This is a genomic window from Haloferax marinum, assembly GCF_009674625.1.
GTDB classification, from domain to species: Archaea; Halobacteriota; Halobacteria; order Halobacteriales; family Haloferacaceae; genus Haloferax; species Haloferax marinum.
Window position 1 is genome coordinate 673,408 of sequence record NZ_WKJQ01000001.1, and the last position, 17,032, is coordinate 690,439.

The window sequence follows — 17,032 nt, forward strand, 5'->3', positions numbered from 1 at the left end:
GCAGTCAGCGGAAGCGGACTTCGACGCGGTTCTCTGTGATGTGGAGGAACGTGATGTATCGGCCACCGTCCGCTTGTTCGTAATCGAGATTTCCACTCGAAGCCTGTTCGTTCACGCGCTCACTCCCACCCGGACCGTCCGTCACGGTCAGTTTGAACTTCGGAGAGAGAAGCGACATGTAGTGGTTCGTGACGTGTTTGAGTGACTCGTTGTCTCCCTTCTCGTACCGTGCGACTCTGTCCACGTCGTGTTCGGTGAAGTTGGTCGTCGTGTTCGCGCTGTTTTCTTTGATCTCCGGGCCGAAGTACCACTTGTTGTCGCTCCCCGTCATCGTGATATCCCCGTAGGTCATGTTCGTCGAGTCGTGTGTGAGGTTCAGCGTGATGGTCGCGGGGTCGGTGCTACAGTCCACCTGTGCCATCGAACTCGGGTCTTCCGGGTCGATGTTCGAGTTTTGCCACCCCTGATACGTGCCCGACTGGTTGGAGTAGTAGATACTCATGTCGATGTCGCCGTCGAAACTCCCGTCTGTCTTGCACTGCCCATCGGCGTAGACGTGGAACTCGACGTCCTCTTCTGACCCGTCTTGGTACATCGACCAGTGCATGTTCTGGAAGTTGTTGTCTGCGGTCAGATTGAGCGTGTACGAGGAGACAGTGTGGTTATCTGCCATCCCTCTGACCTCGATTGACCCACCTTCGTTCGGCATCCTGAAGTTGCCGACGACGCCACCGATTGCCTCTAACTCGACACTCACCGACTCGTTCGTGTGGTCGAGCGACATGTTACCTTCCGTCCGTTCCTCGAAGAACTGGGCCCACCCGCGGTAGTGCGGACTGTAAATGGTGACTTCGACAGTCCCGTTCTCGACCGGATTGACGTACTTTTGGGAGCTGTTGTCGTAGTATTCCGATGGTTTCGGATAGATTCGGTTGGCCTGCTGTTTTTCGAGAATATCGACGGTCGGGCTCCGTGCCGTTCCGCCGTCACCTGTCACCTGAATCACCGGGAGGGTGAGCGTCTTATCGCGGTAGTGGAACTCCGGCGGAGACACCATCGATGTGCCGTTGTCCTGTGTTCGCCAGACACCTCCACCCTCGTACGCGATAGTCACGTCTCCGGTTCGGTATTCGACACTCCCGAGTTCTGCGTCGTACAGTTCCTGTGGGGTTCCGTTCCCGTCGAAATCCTTGTGCGTGATAACGATTCGTGTGGAGTCCTCTCTGACGAGGTACTCCCCGCTCTGTGACCCACTGAGTTCGACTGCCTGCGACTGCGAGTCTCCGAGTGCGGTGATTGCCACTTTCGAGTCGAACAGCGTCATCGAGTGCTCAGCACGGGCAGCGTTCGACGCCTGTTTGGTGTCGTCGAGTGCTGCGCCGCCGAGGGTGACGATAGCCGTCGTACCGAGAACGGTGATTCCGAGAAGGAGTACGACTGCGAGTGGAGATGCTTGTCCCGACCGGTCACGAACGACGCGATATAGCCATGGGACACGAGGGCGACCGCTCATTACGTACCCTCTCAACGTCCGGGACCAAAACCTCATTGGCTGTCTGACCGTCAGGAATTCGGACTGGTTGTCGGTTCCACGAGAACGGAGGTGAAGCCGTTGCTCACGCGTTCGAATCGACGAGCGTAGTGTGGGCCTCGGAGGCCCAAGGGAGTTCCGGCCTCTGAGGCCGGGGATATCGCGGCGGTTTGTGGCCGTTGGTGGACAGGGATATCTGACCGATGGTGACGGAGCAAACTCGCGCTGTCGTTGGGTGCCAGACCTGTGTCAGATGGGATGTCCGTCACAGGTCGGTCAGTACCCCACCAATGTCGTGTCCCGTCTACAGGTGCACAGGTGCACAGGTGAAATCACGTCACGGGACGAGACGTGTTCGATGTTCGTCGCAGTCTACGACTGTGTGTTTCCCTCATCGATCACCTCGTACTAATTCTTCTCGTGGTACTCCATAGGTCACCGTGCGTGATATGACGGCATTCTTTACCGGCCGTCCCTCGGCGACGTGAGTTCGATACCGAATTGGCTCGCGGAGAATATACTGGGGTCACTGTTCGCCGGTAGTATCGACAGAAGTTGCTGGACTCGCCGGGAGTCACGTGAGCAAAGCGAACGTGACGTCGGCGAGTCCACGAACAACTGACGGAGCGGAGCGACGGAAGAAGTGAGTGGACTCGCCGGGATTTGAACTTGACTCGCTCCCGCTGGTCGCTCGTGCGGTTCAAATCCATGCGTTTGGCAAGCCAAACGCTCGGCTCGCCATTTTCTCGCTCGTACCTCGCTCAAAAATGGACTCGCCGGGATTTGAACCCGGGGCCTCTCCCATGCCAAGGGAGTGATCTACCCCTGATCTACGAGCCCTCGAACGCATTCTCTCATTCCCCGGTCGAATAAATAAGGGCTTCGAATCGTCGGACTGCTACGGGCTTGTACTGTGGCACCGTCGTCCAAACCCGTTGGTCGAATCACTCCTCGTCAGGTGACCGGTTCGGGTCTGCGAAGACGATGAGCGTCCCACCATCGGTCTCTCTGCGTTCGATGTCGCCTGTCGCAACGAGTCCATCGATGACGCGTCGTGCGTGTGACGGTGACCAGTCGAGTTTCTCTTCGAGTACGTCTTGGAACATCCGGCCGTTGTTCTGGTGTAACAGCGAGATTACGCGCTCGGAATCGGAACGAGGCTCGTCGGTGGGTGTGGCCGCAGCAGGTTCCGTCTTCGATTCGGCCTTGTTGCGTCCTCGGAGGACGCCTGCAGCCACGAACCCGACGGCAAAGACGGCGAGTGCGCCGAGGAGTAACAGCGTCTGGTTGTTCGACTCGTCGCCGCCAGTGTCACCATTGTCGCCCTCACCACCACCGGGAGCCTCCGTCTCGGTTGGTGCTTCAGTTGGCTCGTCTGTCGCAGTTGGTTCTTCGGTCGGTTCTTCGGTTGGTTCGTCGGTCACCTGGGGCGGCTCTGTCACATCTTCGCGTGTCGTTTCGTTTGCTCCATCGCCGGGGCCACCACCGACACCAGTACATCCAGCAGTCACCACCACGAGAGCGAGGACAAGCGCCGCGAGGACCATCCGGCTCGTTCTCTGTCCGTTCGTTCGCACAGGCATAGCGGTAAATATACGTCAACTAACGTGATAAATATTTGCAGAGAACTGAACAAACATCTTGAATATCGCGATATAAATTCAATAATCCGAGATTATTGTGATAGGTTGTATCAGAACACAACTCGGTCGACAGAGCACGGCCACCATCGAAGTCGCGTCGGGTCCACCGACGAACCGATTGTGTTTTTCTACTGTTGCCAGAAACCGGTTTAGTATGTCCAGTGACGACGACGATGTCTTACGAGTTCCAATCGTGTGCGAGGAGTGCGATACCACGTCGCGTATTCCACTCACAGACGTCCCCGACGCGATTCAGAAGCACAACGACCGGTTACACGACGGCGAAGACGTTGCGCAGGTCGACCCCGAAATCGTCCGTCACGTGACCGACCTCGCCGCCGAGGACATCGTGTTGTCTGACGACAGCGAGTAACCCGACCCGCCGTCTTCTGAGTCTGCAATCCGACTCGAACGACTCACCTGACAGACGCTCACCTGTCTCAGAACAGCGGTAAGGAATACACGTCGTCCCAAAGGCAGTAGATTCTGGCTCGAACATCAGTTGGAGTCCAATCTCTGTTAGCGAGTTTCCGTTTCTGTGGAGTCGAGTGCCCCCCCACAATGCGGACACGACTGTTGAGAGTTCTCACCGGTCGGTTTCGTCGGTTCTGTTCCCACTCCATCCGTTACTTCCACTCCGTCCGGGACTTCCTGTTCGTCGACTTCGCGCTCCCGTTCTGCGAAGAATCCTGCTGCAAGGATACTCGACGGAAGTGCGAAGAATGCGATTCCGCCGAAGGTCGTAATCGCACCGAGAATGCGACCGAGTGGCGTTATCGGAACCACGTCGCCGTAGCCGACGGTGGTGAGCGTGACGATACCCCACCAGAGTGCGTCGGGAATCGACGCGAACGCCTCGGGTTGGGCACGACGTTCGGCGAAGTACATCAACGTCGAGGAGATGAGAACCAGCATTCCAGCCCCGCTGAAGGCGATGGCGAGGTCCTCGCGTTGAGCAGCGATGATTCGTTTGAACCGGGTGCGCGAGCGACGAAAGCGTGGGAGGTCGAATATTCGGGCCAACCAGAGTACGCGAATACCGCCTAGCGTCTCGGGTAACCAGATAAACGTGGGCCAGAACACCACGATGACGAGCAAGTCGAGTAACACGAATGGACGACGAACGAACCGAAGTCGTCCCTCTGACCCTCGATACTCCCTCGTGGTGGCCGCCGCCCACAATCTGACGACGAACAGGATGGTGAAGAGACCGACAGAGACGAACGCGAAGGCGTCGAACAGCAGTTCGAACCTACCGTAAACGGCGTCTATGCTCTGCAAGATTACGGCCAGCACGTTTAGCGACGCGAGGACGAGTGCAGCAGATTCGAGACCTTGACCTGTCCCTCCTTCCGCTTTGGTGGAGACGAGTCGCCACACTCGACGTTTTCTCGAACTGCTCATACGAAACATAAGAACAGAGACACGTATAGCATCGCTGGCGATTCGATTTTGTGCGTTTCTCGTTGTGCTTCGAAGTGCTCGTCGGTCCGGTCGCCACAAATCTCGGCGTGGAGCAGCAACCCGAAACCTCAGCGAGGGGATGTCCTATGATATGGAGAGCAACAGAAGTGACATGATGCCCGAAGTGCTTCGAGAGCATCACAATGTCCAGAGTCCCGAAGACAAGCCAGTGTCACAACGTGAGTTCCTTGATGGGAGCTAAGCGAGCCTCAGAATCCGTTCAGTTCGCGGTGTGCTTCAAGGAACATCCGATGAGGCGCCATCCGTTCTTCGTTCGGTAGTCTCATCGAATCACCTTCCAACTGTTTGAACTCGTAGTATCCGTCCCGGTTAGGGGCTTCTTTGACAAGTATTTCACATTCCTCTGAAAGGGCGAGCCACCCGGTGTCGAACGCCCAGTGATGGAGTTTGCAGAGAGCGATACCGTTCCTCACGTCGTCTGCGCCATCTTCACGCTTCGGGTAGATATGGGCAGCTTCGACTTCAGGGTTTCCGACGGGAGTCTCACGACTACTGCCACAGAATGCGCACGTCTGGCTGTAAGCGCCCTTTACGAGTTCTGCGAAGGCTTGGTCTCGTGCTCGTCTCCGACTTTCGGTGAAACCTCCCAAATCTTCAGTTAATTCTGGTTCTGAGTCCAGCGTTCGTTCCAACCCTTTCTTTTCCTGGTGGACTTTGTCCCCTATTGTGATTCGATATGTGCCTGGCTTATCAAGAAATTCTACTTCGTCTTTGTCGCGAAGTTGTTGGAGTTGCTGACGAATTTTGGCCTGGACATTGTTGTTGTTTGGGAACCGAGATTCGAGACGTTGCTCGGAGAAGTCGTAGAATTCGTGCAGGGTAACGATTCGCTCGTCATGCTGTTCTCGATACTGGTTGAGTTCTTGGCGTACAGCGTCAAGCCAACTCATGTGTTTACCTGTTCCTGATGCTCCATCTTGAACACGATGACCTCTCGACCACCTTGTTCCCGAATTTGATAGTCGAGAAGGTCAACGAACCTTTGGTACACCCACCCACAGACACCTGATTGCTTATAAAAGAGATGGATTGGAATATCGGAGTTGGTTGTGTCTATGAGAACGGAGTTCCCGGAAGAAGATTCGCTCTGGTCGCCTCCAACCCTTCTCCAATATACTCGAATCGCCCACGAGTAACTGAATCGTCGTAGGGGCCGTCATCATTTGTGAACAACAGTACGTCCCGGCAGTCCTGCGAATCGCGTCGGGGGTTGATGCCAGAAATCCGACATCCGAATTCGGTGTCAAATGCTTCTTCGATTACCCCCTGTGAGAGACGGTCGCCGACGGAGATTCCTTCGGGAAGTGTTCGCATGAGTGGCACCGAGCCGTTCCACCCTATGAAATCCCGTGCGAATGCCCTATGAGTCCACCGAGTCGGGTGATATCGAGAGAACGTAGAGGACTCGTCGGGACTCGCCGGGACTGAGCAAACCTTCGGTTTGCGAAGGTCGTGAACTGGGTTCACGGGATTTGAACTTGACTCGCTCCCGCTGGTCGCTCGTGCGGTTCAAATCCATGCGTTTGGCAAGCCAAACGCTCGGCTCGCCATTTTCTCGCTCGTACCTCGCTCAAAAATGGACTCGCCGGGACTCCCGCGAGCAAAGCGAGAGGGAGTACGGCGAGTTCACGAACGACTGACGGAGCGAAGCGACGGAAGAAGTGAGTGGACTCGCCGGGATTTGAACCCGGGGCCTCTCCCATGCCAAGGGAGTGATCTACCCCTGATCTACGAGCCCTCATCAACTGGTAGCCGCCACCCGTTTAGAAGCCCTTCGATTCGGTTCGACTGCGAGTCGAAACGGTTTAACCCGGCGCGGAAGGAACAACGCATGGGAATCCAGCACGGCCGCAAATCTGACGTGCCCGCATGTGCGGGCTTGGGATTGCGGTAGTGCCCCAGTAGTCGCTCATGCGACTACGGGGTACTCGTTTCTGCGGTCAGTGCGGTTCCAACCCGCAACAATGGCACGAATGCACACCCGCCGCCGTGGCTCGTCCGGTTCGGACAAGCCCGTGGCAGACGAAGCACCGGAGTGGAGTGACGTCGACGCAGAAGACATCGAAGCACGCGTCGTCGAACTTGCAGAACAGGGCAAAGACCCGAGCCAAATCGGGCTCTCCCTGCGTGACGAAGGCGTCAAGGGCGTCCCGGTCCCGGACGTCAAACTCGCCACCGGAAAGAAAGTCACCACCATCCTCGAGGAGAACGACGCATCTCCCGAACTCCCCGAGGACCTCCGTAACCTGATGGAACGCGCAGTTCGCCTCCGCGAGCACATGGAGGAGAACCAACAGGACAAGTCCAACCGTCGCGCGCTCCAGAACACGGAGTCGAAGATTCGACGACTCGTCTCCTACTACCGTGGAGACAAACTCGACGACGACTTCACGTACAACTACGACGTCGCCGTCGAACTCCTCGAGAAGTAACTAGATGTCTATGAGCCCCGCCGAACAGACACCCGCTGCCGACGCCGCCGCGACGCTTCGCGAGGCGACGTTCGTTCGTCTCCGCGTCCACACGAGCGGTGCTGCCGTCGCTGCCGCGGGCGTCATCGGGCGGGCGCTCGAGACACTCGACGTCCCCTTCCGTATCCGAGCGACCGAAGCTCCCGACACGACCGCGAACGACGACGTCGCGGCCGTCGTGGGGCTCTCGGACGCCGATGCCGACCTCGAACTCGACCCACGTGACGCGGTCACCGTAGTCCGCGAACTCGGTGTCGACCCCGACCCGGTGGTCGCACTGGCCGGCCAGTACGCCGCCGGTGTGTCACCGGAGGACGACACCGACCTCGTAGACGCGGCACGCGACGTGGGTGTCGAGTCCCGTCCCGGAGTGGCCGTTCCGACGGCCGACCTCGCGGACGGACTCGCACACACCACGCTCGTCCACGCATCGTTTTCGGCCGACAAAGAGCGCGCACAAGCGATACTCGCTGAACTGTCGCTCCCGGCCGAACTCGACGCAGGCGCCCACAAACGTGTGGCTTCTCTCGTCGCACTCGACGCGACTGGTGATGGAGCGACACCGCGGGCAGTCAGCGCAGTCGAACGCGTCCTTCACCCGGACGCGACTCCGAACGGACCGTTCGCGACCGTCGGTGGATTCGCCGACGTTCTCGACGCAACCGTTCGGGAGACGCCCGGTGTCGCCGTCGCACTGGCGCTTGGTCACGACGCTCGTGACGCGGCGCTCGACGCGTGGCGCGACCACGCACGAGCGACACACGCGGCACTCCGTGAGGCGACGACCGGTCGCTACGAGCGCCTCTATGTGCTCTCGTGTGACCTCTCGTCACCGGGGCGACTCGCGACAGTCGCTCGCCTCGCCCGCGACTTCCGGTCGCCGGAACCGACCGTTCTCGCGGTTGGAACCGGTGCCGCGGCACTCGTCTCGACCGGTCCCTCCGGACTGGACGAGCAACTCGCCGCGGCAGCGACCGAACTGGGCGACGCGTCCGCGACAGGGTCACCCGAGGAAGCGACGTTGCGATTCGACCCCTCGGTCGAACCGAAATCGGTCGTCACGGCCGTCAGGGAGGTGCGCCGATGAGCATGACTCGGCGTGCAACCCTGCGGACGACACACGACGACCCAGACATCGTCGCAGGTGCACTCGGTCCGGACAACACGGACTCGATGCACATGGCAGTCGAAGGGGACGAACTCGTCACCACAATCGAACGCGACTCGACCGGTGGACTCCAGTCTACGGTCGATGATTACGTCGTCAACGTGACGGTCGCAGAGACCGTCATCGCAGCAACACGAACGCACACAACCACTAACCATGAGTGAACGATCCGTCTCTAAGCAGAAGCGCGGAAAGCGATGGTACAAGATCATCGCACCCGAGAATTTCGACCGTAAGGAACTCGGCGAAACCTTCGCCGACGAACCCGAGAAGGTCTACGGCCGAACCGTCGAATCGACCCTTGGCGAACTCAACGACGACCAGGGCGCAAACAACGTCAAACTCACCTTCAAGGTGAACGACGTCGGCAGCGACGCTGCCTACACCGAGTTCATCCAGCAGGAACTCACCCGAGACTACCTCCGTAGCCTCGTCCGCCGCGGCGCCTCGAAGGTCGAAGCCAACGTCACCGCCGTGACGAAAGACGACTACCGTGTTCAGGTCCAGCCTGTCGCCTTCACCACGAAGAAGGCAGACCGCAGCCAGGAACACGAGATTCGCCGCATCATGATCGACCTCACCCGCGAGGCCATCACCGAGCGAACCTTCGACGACCTGACCGACAGCGTCACCGAAGGCCGACTCTCGTCGGCCATCTACGGCGAGGCGAAGCAGATTTACCCGCTCCGCCGCGTCGAAGTCAAGAAGTTCTCCCTCGAAGCACGCCCCGCCGAAATCGAGGCCGAGGAAGAAGCAGCAGTCAGTGTCGACGAAGAAGACGTCGCAGTCGACGTCGACGAAGAGTAAGTCCGCCCACCTGGCGGTCTGACTTCCAGTTTCGACTTTTTTGACGCGACGTCGGGAGCGTCGTGGCTATCGACAAAAGCGGTCAGTGATTACTCTTCGACGACGACCGTCCCGACCATCCCCGCCTGTTCGTGCGGGATACAGAGATACTCGTACTCGCCCGGAACGTCGAACGTGTACGAGTACGTCTCGTTACTGTTGATGAGGCCGCCGAGTGAGTTCGAGTACGCGTCTCGTGCAGTTTGTTCGTCGTCGTATCCGCCGCTGGCGAAGAAATCTGCGCCCTCGGGGATGAGGCTCTCGTAGGCAGTGACGGTGTGGCCGCGAGAACTCGTGTTCTTCCACACGACAGTGTCACCGACTTCGATGGTGACTGTCGGCGGAGTGAAAGCGACGGCGGTCATTCCCACGTCGAAGTCGCCATCGGAGGCCAACGACGTTGCACACCCCGCGAGGCCGACCGTTACGGCCGTTCCTGCTGCCGCGAGGAATCGACGTCGACTCTGGTGACCGTCTGCAGACCCATCGTCTCGCATAGGCGACTCTCGGGAGGCGATGGATAAATGTCGCATGGTTCGCCCGACGAACCGGACGACACGGACGGAACGTAAGAGGCAAAGGGGAGGTCCGCAATCGCAACGGTATGAGACCCCGATTCGTCGGCCGGTTGGGACTCGCGGATATGGTCACCGCGGGTAATGCGGCGCTCGGGTTCGTCGCTGCGGTGTTGACCGCAATCGACGTCCGCCTCGCCGCCAAGGCGATTCTCCTCGCCGCGATGGCCGACGGACTCGACGGTGTCGTCGCCCGACGCTACGGCGGGACCGAAGCAGGTCCGTATCTCGACTCCCTCGCGGACGTCGCCTCTTTCGGTGTCGCGCCGGCACTCCTCGTCGTCTCCGTCGTCCGCGAGATGTGGGGCTTCGACCAACTCAGAGTCGTCGGCGGCGTCGCCATCGCGGCGCTGTTCGTGGCGGCCGCTGTCGTCCGATTGGCACTCTATACGGCCTACGACAGCGGGAGCGACGAGACAGTTGGTGTGCCGACGACGCTCGCGGCGACCATCCTCTCGGCGGGCGTCCTCGTTGGGTTCGTCGACCCGATGCTGCTCGTCGTGCTCTCGGCAATCATGGGCGCGCTCATGCTCTCGGACGTGACGTACCCCGACTTACACGCCCAAGACGCGCTCGTGATGGGCGTCGTGCAGGGACTCGCCATCGTCCTCTCGGGGAGTCTCGGTGAGGGATTCGCGTTCGGACTGCTGTTCTTGGCGCTCGGCTATCTCTTCTTGGGGCCCAGATTCTACTGGGGGTGATTGGGTTCGACTGGGTTTGGCTGAGTTCGCCTACCGAGGTCGACTGGGTTCGTCCGTGAGAACTGTCGTGTTCACATTCCCATGTCTGCGGCGTCTTCCGGAACGGGGAGGTCTCGTGGGGAGACACCGAGGAGTTCTGCGGCGTGGTCGAGCGCCATATCGAATCCATAGTACCGTTCTAACTCGTCGCCATCGACCGTCGGGCGAACTTTGAGCATCGCGTACCCGGAGATATTTTGCGCCACGGCGGCGGTCCGACCGTCCCGGTCGAATTCGAGGACGCGCTCAGACTCGGTGACGTAGTATCGTGCGGTGATGCCGTTGGCGCTGGCCTCCTGTTCACTCATAGCCGCCGGTAAGGACGGGGGTGTGTCTAAAGTACCGGTTCGCTCGAACGGCGAGAATACGAGTCGCAGGATGGAACGAAAGTGACGTGTGTCTCTCCATCGACCAAGTGGTATGTGGTTTCAGAGTGGCCGTCGGCGTGACCTCTGCGCCATCCTCTACGACGCAGGTGAACTCCGAGGACAGAAACTAAAGACGCAGTTAGAGCGGTACTACGACACCCGACTCGACCCGCAATCGTTCTACGCGACGCTCGACGCACTCGTGGATTCGGGTCACCTCGAACGACGAACAGAAGGAATCTACGACGTGTACGGACTCACCGACGCGGGGGCAAATCGAGTCGAATCGTACTACGCGTGGCTCACCGAGCGCGTGGAACGTCGCGGGAAGAAGACGGCCGAAGCGGACGAGTAACTCGTCCACTGACGACGCTTACTTCTGTATCCAGTCGCCGATGGTGTTGCGGAGAATCTCGCTGGTCCCCTCGTAAATCTCGTTGAGTTTGGCGTCGCGGTAGTAGCGCTCGGCCGGGAAGTCCTTGGTGTAGCCGTAGCCACCGTGAATCTGTATCCCCTCGTTGGCGACTTCGCGAGAGATTTCAGAGGCGTAGAGTTTCGCCTGTGCGGCCTCTTTGATGTACGTCTCGTCGTTCATCTTCAGGTCGGCAGCCTTGTGCATGAGGAGTTTCGCGGCCTGGACCTTGGTATCCATGTCGGCGAGTTTGTGCTTGATAGCTTGGAACTCGCCGATTGGCTGGTCGAACTGCTCGCGCTCGCCGGCGTACTTCACGGCGTCGTCGAGGGCGGCGCGTGCGATACCAACCGACCGTGCCGCGATAGAGATGCGCCCGCCGTTGAGCGTCTTCAGTGCCTGAATGAATCCATCACCCTCCTCGCCGAGGAGTCGGTCTTCGGGGATGCGCATGTCGTCGAACCGGAGTTCGGCGGTCGGACATCCCTTGTCGCCGAGTTTGTGCTCCGTCCCTTCGACGATGAACCCGTCGTCTTCCTCGGGACGGACGACGAACGAGGAGATTCCTTTGTTACCCGCGTCGGGGTCAGTCTTGGCGAATAGGACGACGGTGTCGGCGACAGACCCGTTCGAAATCCAGAGTTTGCCGCCGTCGACGACGTACTCGTCACCGTCTTTCTTCGCCGTCGTCTCCATGGCGGGCACGTCGCTTCCCGCACCGGGTTCTGAGAGGGCAAACGCACCGATGTCGGTGCCTTCGTTGACCGGCGTGAGGTAGGTCTGTTTCTGCTCTTCGCTACCGAACTCGTAGAGCATGTTGCCCGCGAGGCTCGTGTGGGCCGCGACGATGGTGCCGAGACCACCGGACCCCCGCGAAATCTCTTCGATACCGATAGCGTAGGTGTGATAATCGAGGCCTGCGCCGCCGTACTCCTCCGGGAAGGGCATCCCCATCAGACCGAGTTCGCCCATCTCGCGGACGAGGTCTGCGGGGAACTCGTCAGTCTCGTCGATTTCGGCCGCACGAGGCTTGACCTCCTCGTCGACGAACTCCGAGACCATCTCCTTGATTTGCTTCTGCTCTGCAGTGAGCGTGAAGTCCATAGCTAATTCTTTAATCGACTATGCTTATGATTTTCTCCTATGGGTTGTCGATTTTCTCGCGAGGGGGACGGCCGAGAGTGTCGCGCAGCCGTCACGAACGACAGCCACAGAGTTCTCACGGGTAGCGTGCGACGAGTATCCGTTTCTCGGGGCGTTCAGGTGGGGGAGGAAACCGAAGACGAACGAGAGGGAGTCAGGGACGCCCACGGAGGGCAGAACTGACTGAGCGAGCGGAACTGGACTCGCCCCCAAGAGACTTTTTATCCCCCCAACCGTATACCGGAACACTCCGAATGTCTCGACACGCCGATGCCCGGCCACCGGCAACCGACGATGACCTCGACTGGTGTCACGACGCAGTTCAGGGTGTCTCGCGTACCTTTGCCCTCACCGTGGATGTGCTTGAGGAACCGATGTCTTCCTACATCTGTATTGGCTATCTCCTCTGCCGAGTTGCCGACACCATTGAAGACTCGTCGTCGATTTCGCCTGACGAACAGGCACACCTCTTACGACTCTACGATGGTGCGCTCGACCCAGAGGACGACACCGACATCGACGAGTTCGTCACAGCAGTCGAACCGCACCTCCCTCCGGAAGGGGAGCGCTCCGACGACTGGATGGTCGTCGCGAACGCCGAACGCGTCGTCCGCACGTTCGACGCACTCCCAGACGACGTCCGCGAGGCGGTCACCCCGCCCGTGCGAGAACTCGTCTCTGGAATGGCGATGTTCGTCGAACGCCACTCTGACACTGGCGGTCTCCGCATCCAGTCCCGAGAGGAACTCGAAGAGTACTGTTACTACGCCGCAGGAACCGTCGGCAACCTCATCACGAATCTCGTGACGCGCGAGAACATCGACCGTGAGCGCAAATCGCGACTGTACGACACGGCCGAGGAGTTCGGACTGCTCCTCCAACTCGTCAACATCGCGAAAGACGTTCACGACGACTACACCGCAGAGAACAACGTCTACCTTCCCGCAGAGTGGCTGGAAGAAGAAGGAATCTCACAAGAGGAGGTCGTCGTGCCAGAACACCGAAGTAAGACTGCGTCCGTCGTCTACCGCACTGCGACCCACGCCAAATCGTTCGTCGACGACGCCCAGACGTATCTGGAGACGGTCCCACTGCGCGACGGGAACACGCTCGCGGCGTGGGCGATTCCGTTCCTGCTCGCTGTCGGCACGCTCCGGGAACTACTCGCGAACCCAGAACACGCGGTGACCGGCGAGGGGGTCAAGATTTCGCGCAAGGAAGTGTTCGCCGTCGTCGCGGCGATGAACGACACCAGCGCCGACTCGCTCGCCGACATGCGACAGGTCATCTCTCGGCAACCGTTCCACCTGCAGACGACGAACGCCGACTGAACTGCTCTGCGTCTTTCGAGCGCGCACCACCCACACCGGGCGCGAGTATCGACTCCCGACTCGGCCGCCGTTCGAGTCGTCCGGCGTGACCGTCTTCTGACTCGGTTCCACGTCATCGAGTGTCGGGCGTATTTTGGGAGGATTTTTAGTAACCCAACTATAACGGGCCTCTATGAGTACCGAAGAAGCACACGACGACCACGGCCACCACCTGCCGGCGGTCCAGGACTGGCCGCGCGGCTTCGGCGAGGCGAGCTGGTGGCCGTTCGTCACCGCCGTCGGGGGCGCAGGCATCTACGTCGGCGCGGGTCTCTACATCATGGGACAGGACCAAATCGTCGGCGACATGCTCGGTCCCGCCGTGTTCGTCGGCAGTATATTCGTCTTCCTGGCCGGACTGTACGGCTGGTTGTACCACGCCTTCGTGAGTCACTTCTGGTCGCGCGACGCGAACCAGAAGAGCGCGTCGAAACTCCGGTGGGGCATGATTGCCTTCCTCGGGTCCGAACTCGCGACGTTCGGTGCGCTGTTCACGTATTACTTCTACATACGTGCCGGAGCGTGGCCACCGCAGGAGCTACCACCACTGGTCGGGTCGCTCGTGTTGGTAAACACAGCCATCCTGATCGCGTCGAGTTTCACCCTCCACTGGGCACACGTCGCCATCCGTAACGAGAACCGTCGGAACTTCATCCTCGGTCTCGCACTCACGCTGCTCCTCGGTGTTATCTTCATCGGCGGGCAGGTGTACGAGTACTACGAGTTCATCGTGCACAAAGGGTTCGACCTCACGACGGGCGTCTTCGGGTCGGCCTTCTACGGTCTCACGGGCCTCCACGGTCTCCACGTGAGCATGGGTGCGGTGCTTCTCGGCATCGTCTTCGTCCGTGCCCTCCGCGGGCAGTACTCCGCCGAACGTCACGTCTCGGTGAGTACGGCCTCGATGTACTGGCACTTCGTCGACGTCGTGTGGATCTTCCTCGTCGTCGTCCTCTACGTCGGCGCAGAAGTCGGCGCGTAATCGCAGTACCTACCGCGAACGTCCTCTTTTATATAGCTAGTGAGAGAGCGACAGGTTCCGGCACGTCCTGTCAGAGGTTGTCTGCGGACGTCCACTGCCATGGGTTTCTTCCCGCTAGCACCTCGGCCGAACCGTGGACGTGTCGGGCGTTCCTCTCGATTCGAGTGCCATCGGTGTCGCCTCGACGCTTACCCGAACAGTTCGTTGAAGCGGTAGATGTCTTCGTCGATACCGGCGACGATGAGGTCGTCGTCCCGTCTGACACGGAGGTCGGGGCCCGCTTCGGTGATGAGGTCTCCGTCTCGCTCGACGGCGATGATAGTGCAGTTCGTCTTGGCCCGAACGTCTGCACCGGCGAGTGTCTGCCCGACGAGACCCGGTGCCTGCGTCCGGACGATTTCTATCTGCGACTGCGGCGCGATGACCTCCTCGTCTAACACTGTCGACGCGAGCATGCGCCCGGCGACGGTCGAAAGGGCGAGGACGTAGTCCGCACCGGCGCGGTAGAGTTTCGCGATGCTCTCTGTCTCGTTCGCCCGCGCGATGACCTCGGTCTCTTCGGAGACCCGTTCGGAGACGAGCGTCGCGAACACCGCCGTCGTGTCGTCGTCGAGCGCGAGGAGCACACCACGCGCTTCGGTCACCTTCGCTTCAGTCAGTGTCTGTGGGTCGGTGATGTCTCCGACGACGTCTACGCCAGGTTTGTCGACTTTGTCCACGACGAGGTGTGGGACGCCCGAACTCGCGAGTGTCTCTGCGGCCGTCGACCCGACCTCTCCGTATCCGGCGACGATGATTGTTCCACGGCGGAACCGACGGGCAGACGAGAGCGTGAGGGCGCGGAGTTCTTCGAGCCGTTTCTCACGGCCGACGACGAGGAGAATCGTGTGCTCGTCGATGACTTGGTCGGGGCCGGGTGGCGAGACGAACTCCCCACTGAACCACGCACCGATGACGTTGACGCCGGTGATACCACCGATACCACTCTCTTCGATGGTCTTCCCTTCGACCGGACTTCCGCGCTGGACCAGCAGTTCTGCGACTTCGAAATCTTCGCCAATCTCGATAGCGTCACCGAGTGACGAAGAGACAGACGTCGTCGCCTTGCCCGCCAGACTCTCACCGAGCAGACGACGGGGTGAGACGACTTGGTCTGCACCGGCGTAGCGGTGGTACTCTGCGACTCTCGGGTCTTCGATGAGACTGACCACGCGACTGGTCGGCGCGGCCTGCTTCGCGGCCAGGATGATACTCGCGTTGGTCTCGTCGTCGTCGTCGGCGACGATTGCGAGTGCCTCGGAGGCGTTTGCGGCCTCCAGTGCGTCGGCAGATTCAGGGTCTCCGTGGACGACGTCGTGCCCTTGGGCGTAGAGGTCCTCTGCGAGGTCACGGTCAGATTCGAGGATGACGTACTCCATATCCATCGCGTCGAGTTCGTCGACGAGTGCGTCACCGCGGGGAGTGAACGTACAGATGATGACGTGGTCGGTCAGACTGGAACTCGCCGGTGGGGCAGTCCGCAGGGCGTCTTCGACGAGTGGAACGAGGAACAACGGGAGCGTGAGGAACACCGTCGTCACGCCCGTCAGTTGCATCACGATAGAGAGAGCGAGGAGAGGCGGGTAGTCGACCCAGAACCGGGTCTGTTCGCCGTACCCGGTCGTCGTGAACGTCTCGACGACGACGTGAACCGCCTGGATGAAAGAGACGTCTACTCCTGCGAAGAATCCGACCGCCCAGCGATAGATTAGCGCGTACGTGAGCATCAACAGCGCCGCGCCCGCGAGGTAACGGCCGAGACGAGATTTCGCTTTCGACAAGCCGGGGCCGTCACCCGATATAGACATATCGTTCGCTATGACCCCCGGTGTCTAAAAGGGACCTGCCGACAGAGGGCTGATATGGGCAGACGGAGAGACGCCGTGCTCACCCTCCTCGTGGGAGTACCGGTGGGAATCGGCGTGGTTGCGTTCGACCCGCCCCTCACACTCGACGCCGTCCTCGTCGGTGTCTTCGGGACGCTCGCACTCGAAGCGGCACTCCTGTCGCGTCGTACTCGGGTTCGAACACTGTGGGACAGCGGGTCGGTTCGAGCAGTCGCCGTCGTCAGCACACTCGTGGCCGTCGCCGTCGCGGTGGCGGTCGTCGGGACGGCCGTGTTGGTCGTCGTCCTCTCAGGTGTCGTGACCTATCTCTTCGTGCTCGCCGTCGTCGAACTCCGAACCCGACTGAGTCGGTGACGGGAGAACTCAGCGTTCGTTTACAATCGTCATTTGAGGAATATTTATCCACGGCCCG

The 17,032-nt window shown here is 60.0% G+C and carries 18 protein-coding genes and 2 tRNA genes; 10 read left to right on the plus strand and 10 right to left on the minus strand.

The annotated features are described in order from the left end of the window. Window positions 1-4: 4 nt before the first annotated feature. The 3 genes from GJR99_RS03420 to GJR99_RS03430 all read right to left on the minus strand — a co-directional run bounded on the left by GJR99_RS03420 (window position 5) and on the right by GJR99_RS03430 (window position 3,114). Window positions 5-1,513 (minus strand): DUF7289 family protein, encoded by a 1,509-nt coding sequence (locus tag GJR99_RS03420; RefSeq protein WP_151109285.1) that lies wholly within the window; start codon window positions 1,511-1,513, stop codon window positions 5-7. A gap of 786 nt (window positions 1,514-2,299) precedes the next feature. After that, window positions 2,300-2,371 (minus strand) — tRNA-Ala (locus tag GJR99_RS03425). Between the two features lie 104 nt (window positions 2,372-2,475). Continuing rightward, window positions 2,476-3,114 carry a helix-turn-helix transcriptional regulator gene (locus tag GJR99_RS03430; RefSeq protein WP_151109287.1) on the minus strand — a complete coding sequence of 213 codons (639 nt, stop codon included), beginning with the start codon at window positions 3,112-3,114 and terminating at the stop codon, window positions 2,476-2,478. A 214-nt stretch (window positions 3,115-3,328) separates the two neighbouring features. Here GJR99_RS03430 and GJR99_RS03435 point away from each other — a divergent pair, with 214 nt between their 5' ends. Next, a complete protein-coding gene (locus GJR99_RS03435; RefSeq protein WP_151109289.1) occupies window positions 3,329-3,547 on the plus strand; it encodes a hypothetical protein in 219 nt (72 codons plus the stop codon). Window positions 3,548-3,693: 146 nt separating this feature from the next. Here the strand turns inward: GJR99_RS03435 and GJR99_RS03440 are convergent, their stop codons facing one another. The 3 genes from GJR99_RS03440 to GJR99_RS03450 all read right to left on the minus strand — a co-directional run bounded on the left by GJR99_RS03440 (window position 3,694) and on the right by GJR99_RS03450 (window position 6,397). Next, on the minus strand, window positions 3,694-4,578 hold the full coding sequence (locus GJR99_RS03440) for a potassium channel family protein (RefSeq protein WP_151109291.1): 885 nt from the start codon (window positions 4,576-4,578) through the stop codon (window positions 3,694-3,696). A 269-nt stretch (window positions 4,579-4,847) separates the two neighbouring features. Continuing rightward, window positions 4,848-5,549: an HNH endonuclease gene (locus GJR99_RS03445; protein WP_151109293.1), complete on the minus strand. Its 702-nt coding sequence runs from the start codon at window positions 5,547-5,549 to the stop codon at window positions 4,848-4,850. Window positions 5,550-6,325: 776 nt separating this feature from the next. Next, window positions 6,326-6,397, minus strand: a tRNA-Ala gene (locus GJR99_RS03450). Window positions 6,398-6,623: 226 nt separating this feature from the next. Between GJR99_RS03450 and GJR99_RS03455 the strand changes: the two genes are divergently transcribed. The 4 genes from GJR99_RS03455 to GJR99_RS03470 are packed head-to-tail and all read left to right on the plus strand — an operon-like array spanning window position 6,624 to window position 9,105. Further along, window positions 6,624-7,091 carry a 30S ribosomal protein S15 gene (locus GJR99_RS03455; protein ID WP_151109297.1) on the plus strand — a complete coding sequence of 156 codons (468 nt, stop codon included), beginning with the start codon at window positions 6,624-6,626 and terminating at the stop codon, window positions 7,089-7,091. 4 nt (window positions 7,092-7,095) lie between these two features. Further along, window positions 7,096-8,217, plus strand: coding sequence for an exonuclease (locus tag GJR99_RS03460; RefSeq protein WP_151109299.1), 1,122 nt, complete (start codon window positions 7,096-7,098; stop codon window positions 8,215-8,217). A gap of 2 nt (window positions 8,218-8,219) precedes the next feature. Then, a complete protein-coding gene (locus GJR99_RS03465; RefSeq protein ID WP_151113830.1) occupies window positions 8,220-8,462 on the plus strand; it encodes a KEOPS complex subunit Pcc1 in 243 nt (80 codons plus the stop codon). Next, the gene (locus GJR99_RS03470) at window positions 8,455-9,105 is read left to right on the plus strand and encodes a 30S ribosomal protein S3ae (protein ID WP_151109301.1); all 651 of its coding nucleotides are present in this window, start codon (window positions 8,455-8,457) and stop codon (window positions 9,103-9,105) included. The genes GJR99_RS03465 and GJR99_RS03470 overlap by 8 nt, the downstream gene beginning before the upstream one ends. Window positions 9,106-9,194: 89 nt before the next feature. Here the strand turns inward: GJR99_RS03470 and GJR99_RS03475 are convergent, their stop codons facing one another. Then, window positions 9,195-9,641 carry a cupredoxin domain-containing protein gene (locus GJR99_RS03475; protein ID WP_151109303.1) on the minus strand — a complete coding sequence of 149 codons (447 nt, stop codon included), beginning with the start codon at window positions 9,639-9,641 and terminating at the stop codon, window positions 9,195-9,197. A gap of 107 nt (window positions 9,642-9,748) precedes the next feature. Between GJR99_RS03475 and GJR99_RS03480 the strand changes: the two genes are divergently transcribed. Further along, window positions 9,749-10,420 carry a protein sorting system archaetidylserine synthase gene (locus GJR99_RS03480; RefSeq protein ID WP_151109305.1) on the plus strand — a complete coding sequence of 224 codons (672 nt, stop codon included), beginning with the start codon at window positions 9,749-9,751 and terminating at the stop codon, window positions 10,418-10,420. Between the two features lie 71 nt (window positions 10,421-10,491). Here GJR99_RS03480 and GJR99_RS03485 read toward each other — a convergent pair whose 3' ends face one another. Next, window positions 10,492-10,767, minus strand: coding sequence for a DUF7111 family protein (locus GJR99_RS03485; protein WP_151109307.1), 276 nt, complete (start codon window positions 10,765-10,767; stop codon window positions 10,492-10,494). 112 nt (window positions 10,768-10,879) lie between these two features. Between GJR99_RS03485 and GJR99_RS03490 the strand changes: the two genes are divergently transcribed. Further along, on the plus strand, window positions 10,880-11,182 hold the full coding sequence (locus tag GJR99_RS03490; protein WP_151109309.1) for a DNA-binding protein: 303 nt from the start codon (window positions 10,880-10,882) through the stop codon (window positions 11,180-11,182). A gap of 18 nt (window positions 11,183-11,200) precedes the next feature. Here the strand turns inward: GJR99_RS03490 and GJR99_RS03495 are convergent, their stop codons facing one another. Then, window positions 11,201-12,343, minus strand: a complete 1,143-nt coding sequence (locus GJR99_RS03495; RefSeq protein WP_151109311.1) for an acyl-CoA dehydrogenase — start codon at window positions 12,341-12,343, stop codon at window positions 11,201-11,203. A gap of 293 nt (window positions 12,344-12,636) precedes the next feature. Here GJR99_RS03495 and GJR99_RS03500 point away from each other — a divergent pair, with 293 nt between their 5' ends. Then, entirely contained in the window at window positions 12,637-13,713 is a 1,077-nt protein-coding gene (locus GJR99_RS03500) for a phytoene/squalene synthase family protein (RefSeq protein WP_151109313.1), read from the plus strand. A 172-nt stretch (window positions 13,714-13,885) separates the two neighbouring features. Beyond that, window positions 13,886-14,734, plus strand: a complete 849-nt coding sequence (locus GJR99_RS03505) for a cytochrome c oxidase subunit 3 (RefSeq protein WP_151109315.1) — start codon at window positions 13,886-13,888, stop codon at window positions 14,732-14,734. Window positions 14,735-14,922: 188 nt separating this feature from the next. Here GJR99_RS03505 and GJR99_RS03510 read toward each other — a convergent pair whose 3' ends face one another. Further along, on the minus strand, window positions 14,923-16,581 hold the full coding sequence (locus GJR99_RS03510) for a potassium channel family protein (RefSeq protein ID WP_151109318.1): 1,659 nt from the start codon (window positions 16,579-16,581) through the stop codon (window positions 14,923-14,925). Window positions 16,582-16,635: 54 nt separating this feature from the next. Between GJR99_RS03510 and GJR99_RS17560 the strand changes: the two genes are divergently transcribed. Beyond that, complete coding sequence (locus tag GJR99_RS17560; protein WP_225317591.1) at window positions 16,636-16,974, plus strand: hypothetical protein; 339 nt, start codon at window positions 16,636-16,638, stop codon at window positions 16,972-16,974. Window positions 16,975-17,032: the final 58 nt, after the last annotated feature.

Coding starts and splice junctions, on each gene's coding strand:
- GJR99_RS03420 (WP_151109285.1), bottom strand. CDS start 1,513: ATGAGCGGTCGCCCTCGTGTCCCATGGCTATATCGCGTCGTTCGTGAC.
- GJR99_RS03430 (WP_151109287.1), bottom strand. CDS start 3,114: ATGCCTGTGCGAACGAACGGACAGAGAACGAGCCGGATGGTCCTCGCG.
- GJR99_RS03435 (WP_151109289.1), top strand. CDS start 3,329: ATGTCCAGTGACGACGACGATGTCTTACGAGTTCCAATCGTGTGCGAG.
- GJR99_RS03440 (WP_151109291.1), bottom strand. CDS start 4,578: ATGAGCAGTTCGAGAAAACGTCGAGTGTGGCGACTCGTCTCCACCAAA.
- GJR99_RS03445 (WP_151109293.1), bottom strand. CDS start 5,549: ATGAGTTGGCTTGACGCTGTACGCCAAGAACTCAACCAGTATCGAGAA.
- GJR99_RS03455 (WP_151109297.1), top strand. CDS start 6,624: ATGGCACGAATGCACACCCGCCGCCGTGGCTCGTCCGGTTCGGACAAG.
- GJR99_RS03460 (WP_151109299.1), top strand. CDS start 7,096: ATGTCTATGAGCCCCGCCGAACAGACACCCGCTGCCGACGCCGCCGCG.
- GJR99_RS03465 (WP_151113830.1), top strand. CDS start 8,220: ATGACTCGGCGTGCAACCCTGCGGACGACACACGACGACCCAGACATC.
- GJR99_RS03470 (WP_151109301.1), top strand. CDS start 8,455: ATGAGTGAACGATCCGTCTCTAAGCAGAAGCGCGGAAAGCGATGGTAC.
- GJR99_RS03475 (WP_151109303.1), bottom strand. CDS start 9,641: ATGCGAGACGATGGGTCTGCAGACGGTCACCAGAGTCGACGTCGATTC.
- GJR99_RS03480 (WP_151109305.1), top strand. CDS start 9,749: ATGAGACCCCGATTCGTCGGCCGGTTGGGACTCGCGGATATGGTCACC.
- GJR99_RS03485 (WP_151109307.1), bottom strand. CDS start 10,767: ATGAGTGAACAGGAGGCCAGCGCCAACGGCATCACCGCACGATACTAC.
- GJR99_RS03490 (WP_151109309.1), top strand. CDS start 10,880: ATGTGGTTTCAGAGTGGCCGTCGGCGTGACCTCTGCGCCATCCTCTAC.
- GJR99_RS03495 (WP_151109311.1), bottom strand. CDS start 12,343: ATGGACTTCACGCTCACTGCAGAGCAGAAGCAAATCAAGGAGATGGTC.
- GJR99_RS03500 (WP_151109313.1), top strand. CDS start 12,637: ATGTCTCGACACGCCGATGCCCGGCCACCGGCAACCGACGATGACCTC.
- GJR99_RS03505 (WP_151109315.1), top strand. CDS start 13,886: ATGAGTACCGAAGAAGCACACGACGACCACGGCCACCACCTGCCGGCG.
- GJR99_RS03510 (WP_151109318.1), bottom strand. CDS start 16,581: ATGTCTATATCGGGTGACGGCCCCGGCTTGTCGAAAGCGAAATCTCGT.
- GJR99_RS17560 (WP_225317591.1), top strand. CDS start 16,636: ATGGGCAGACGGAGAGACGCCGTGCTCACCCTCCTCGTGGGAGTACCG.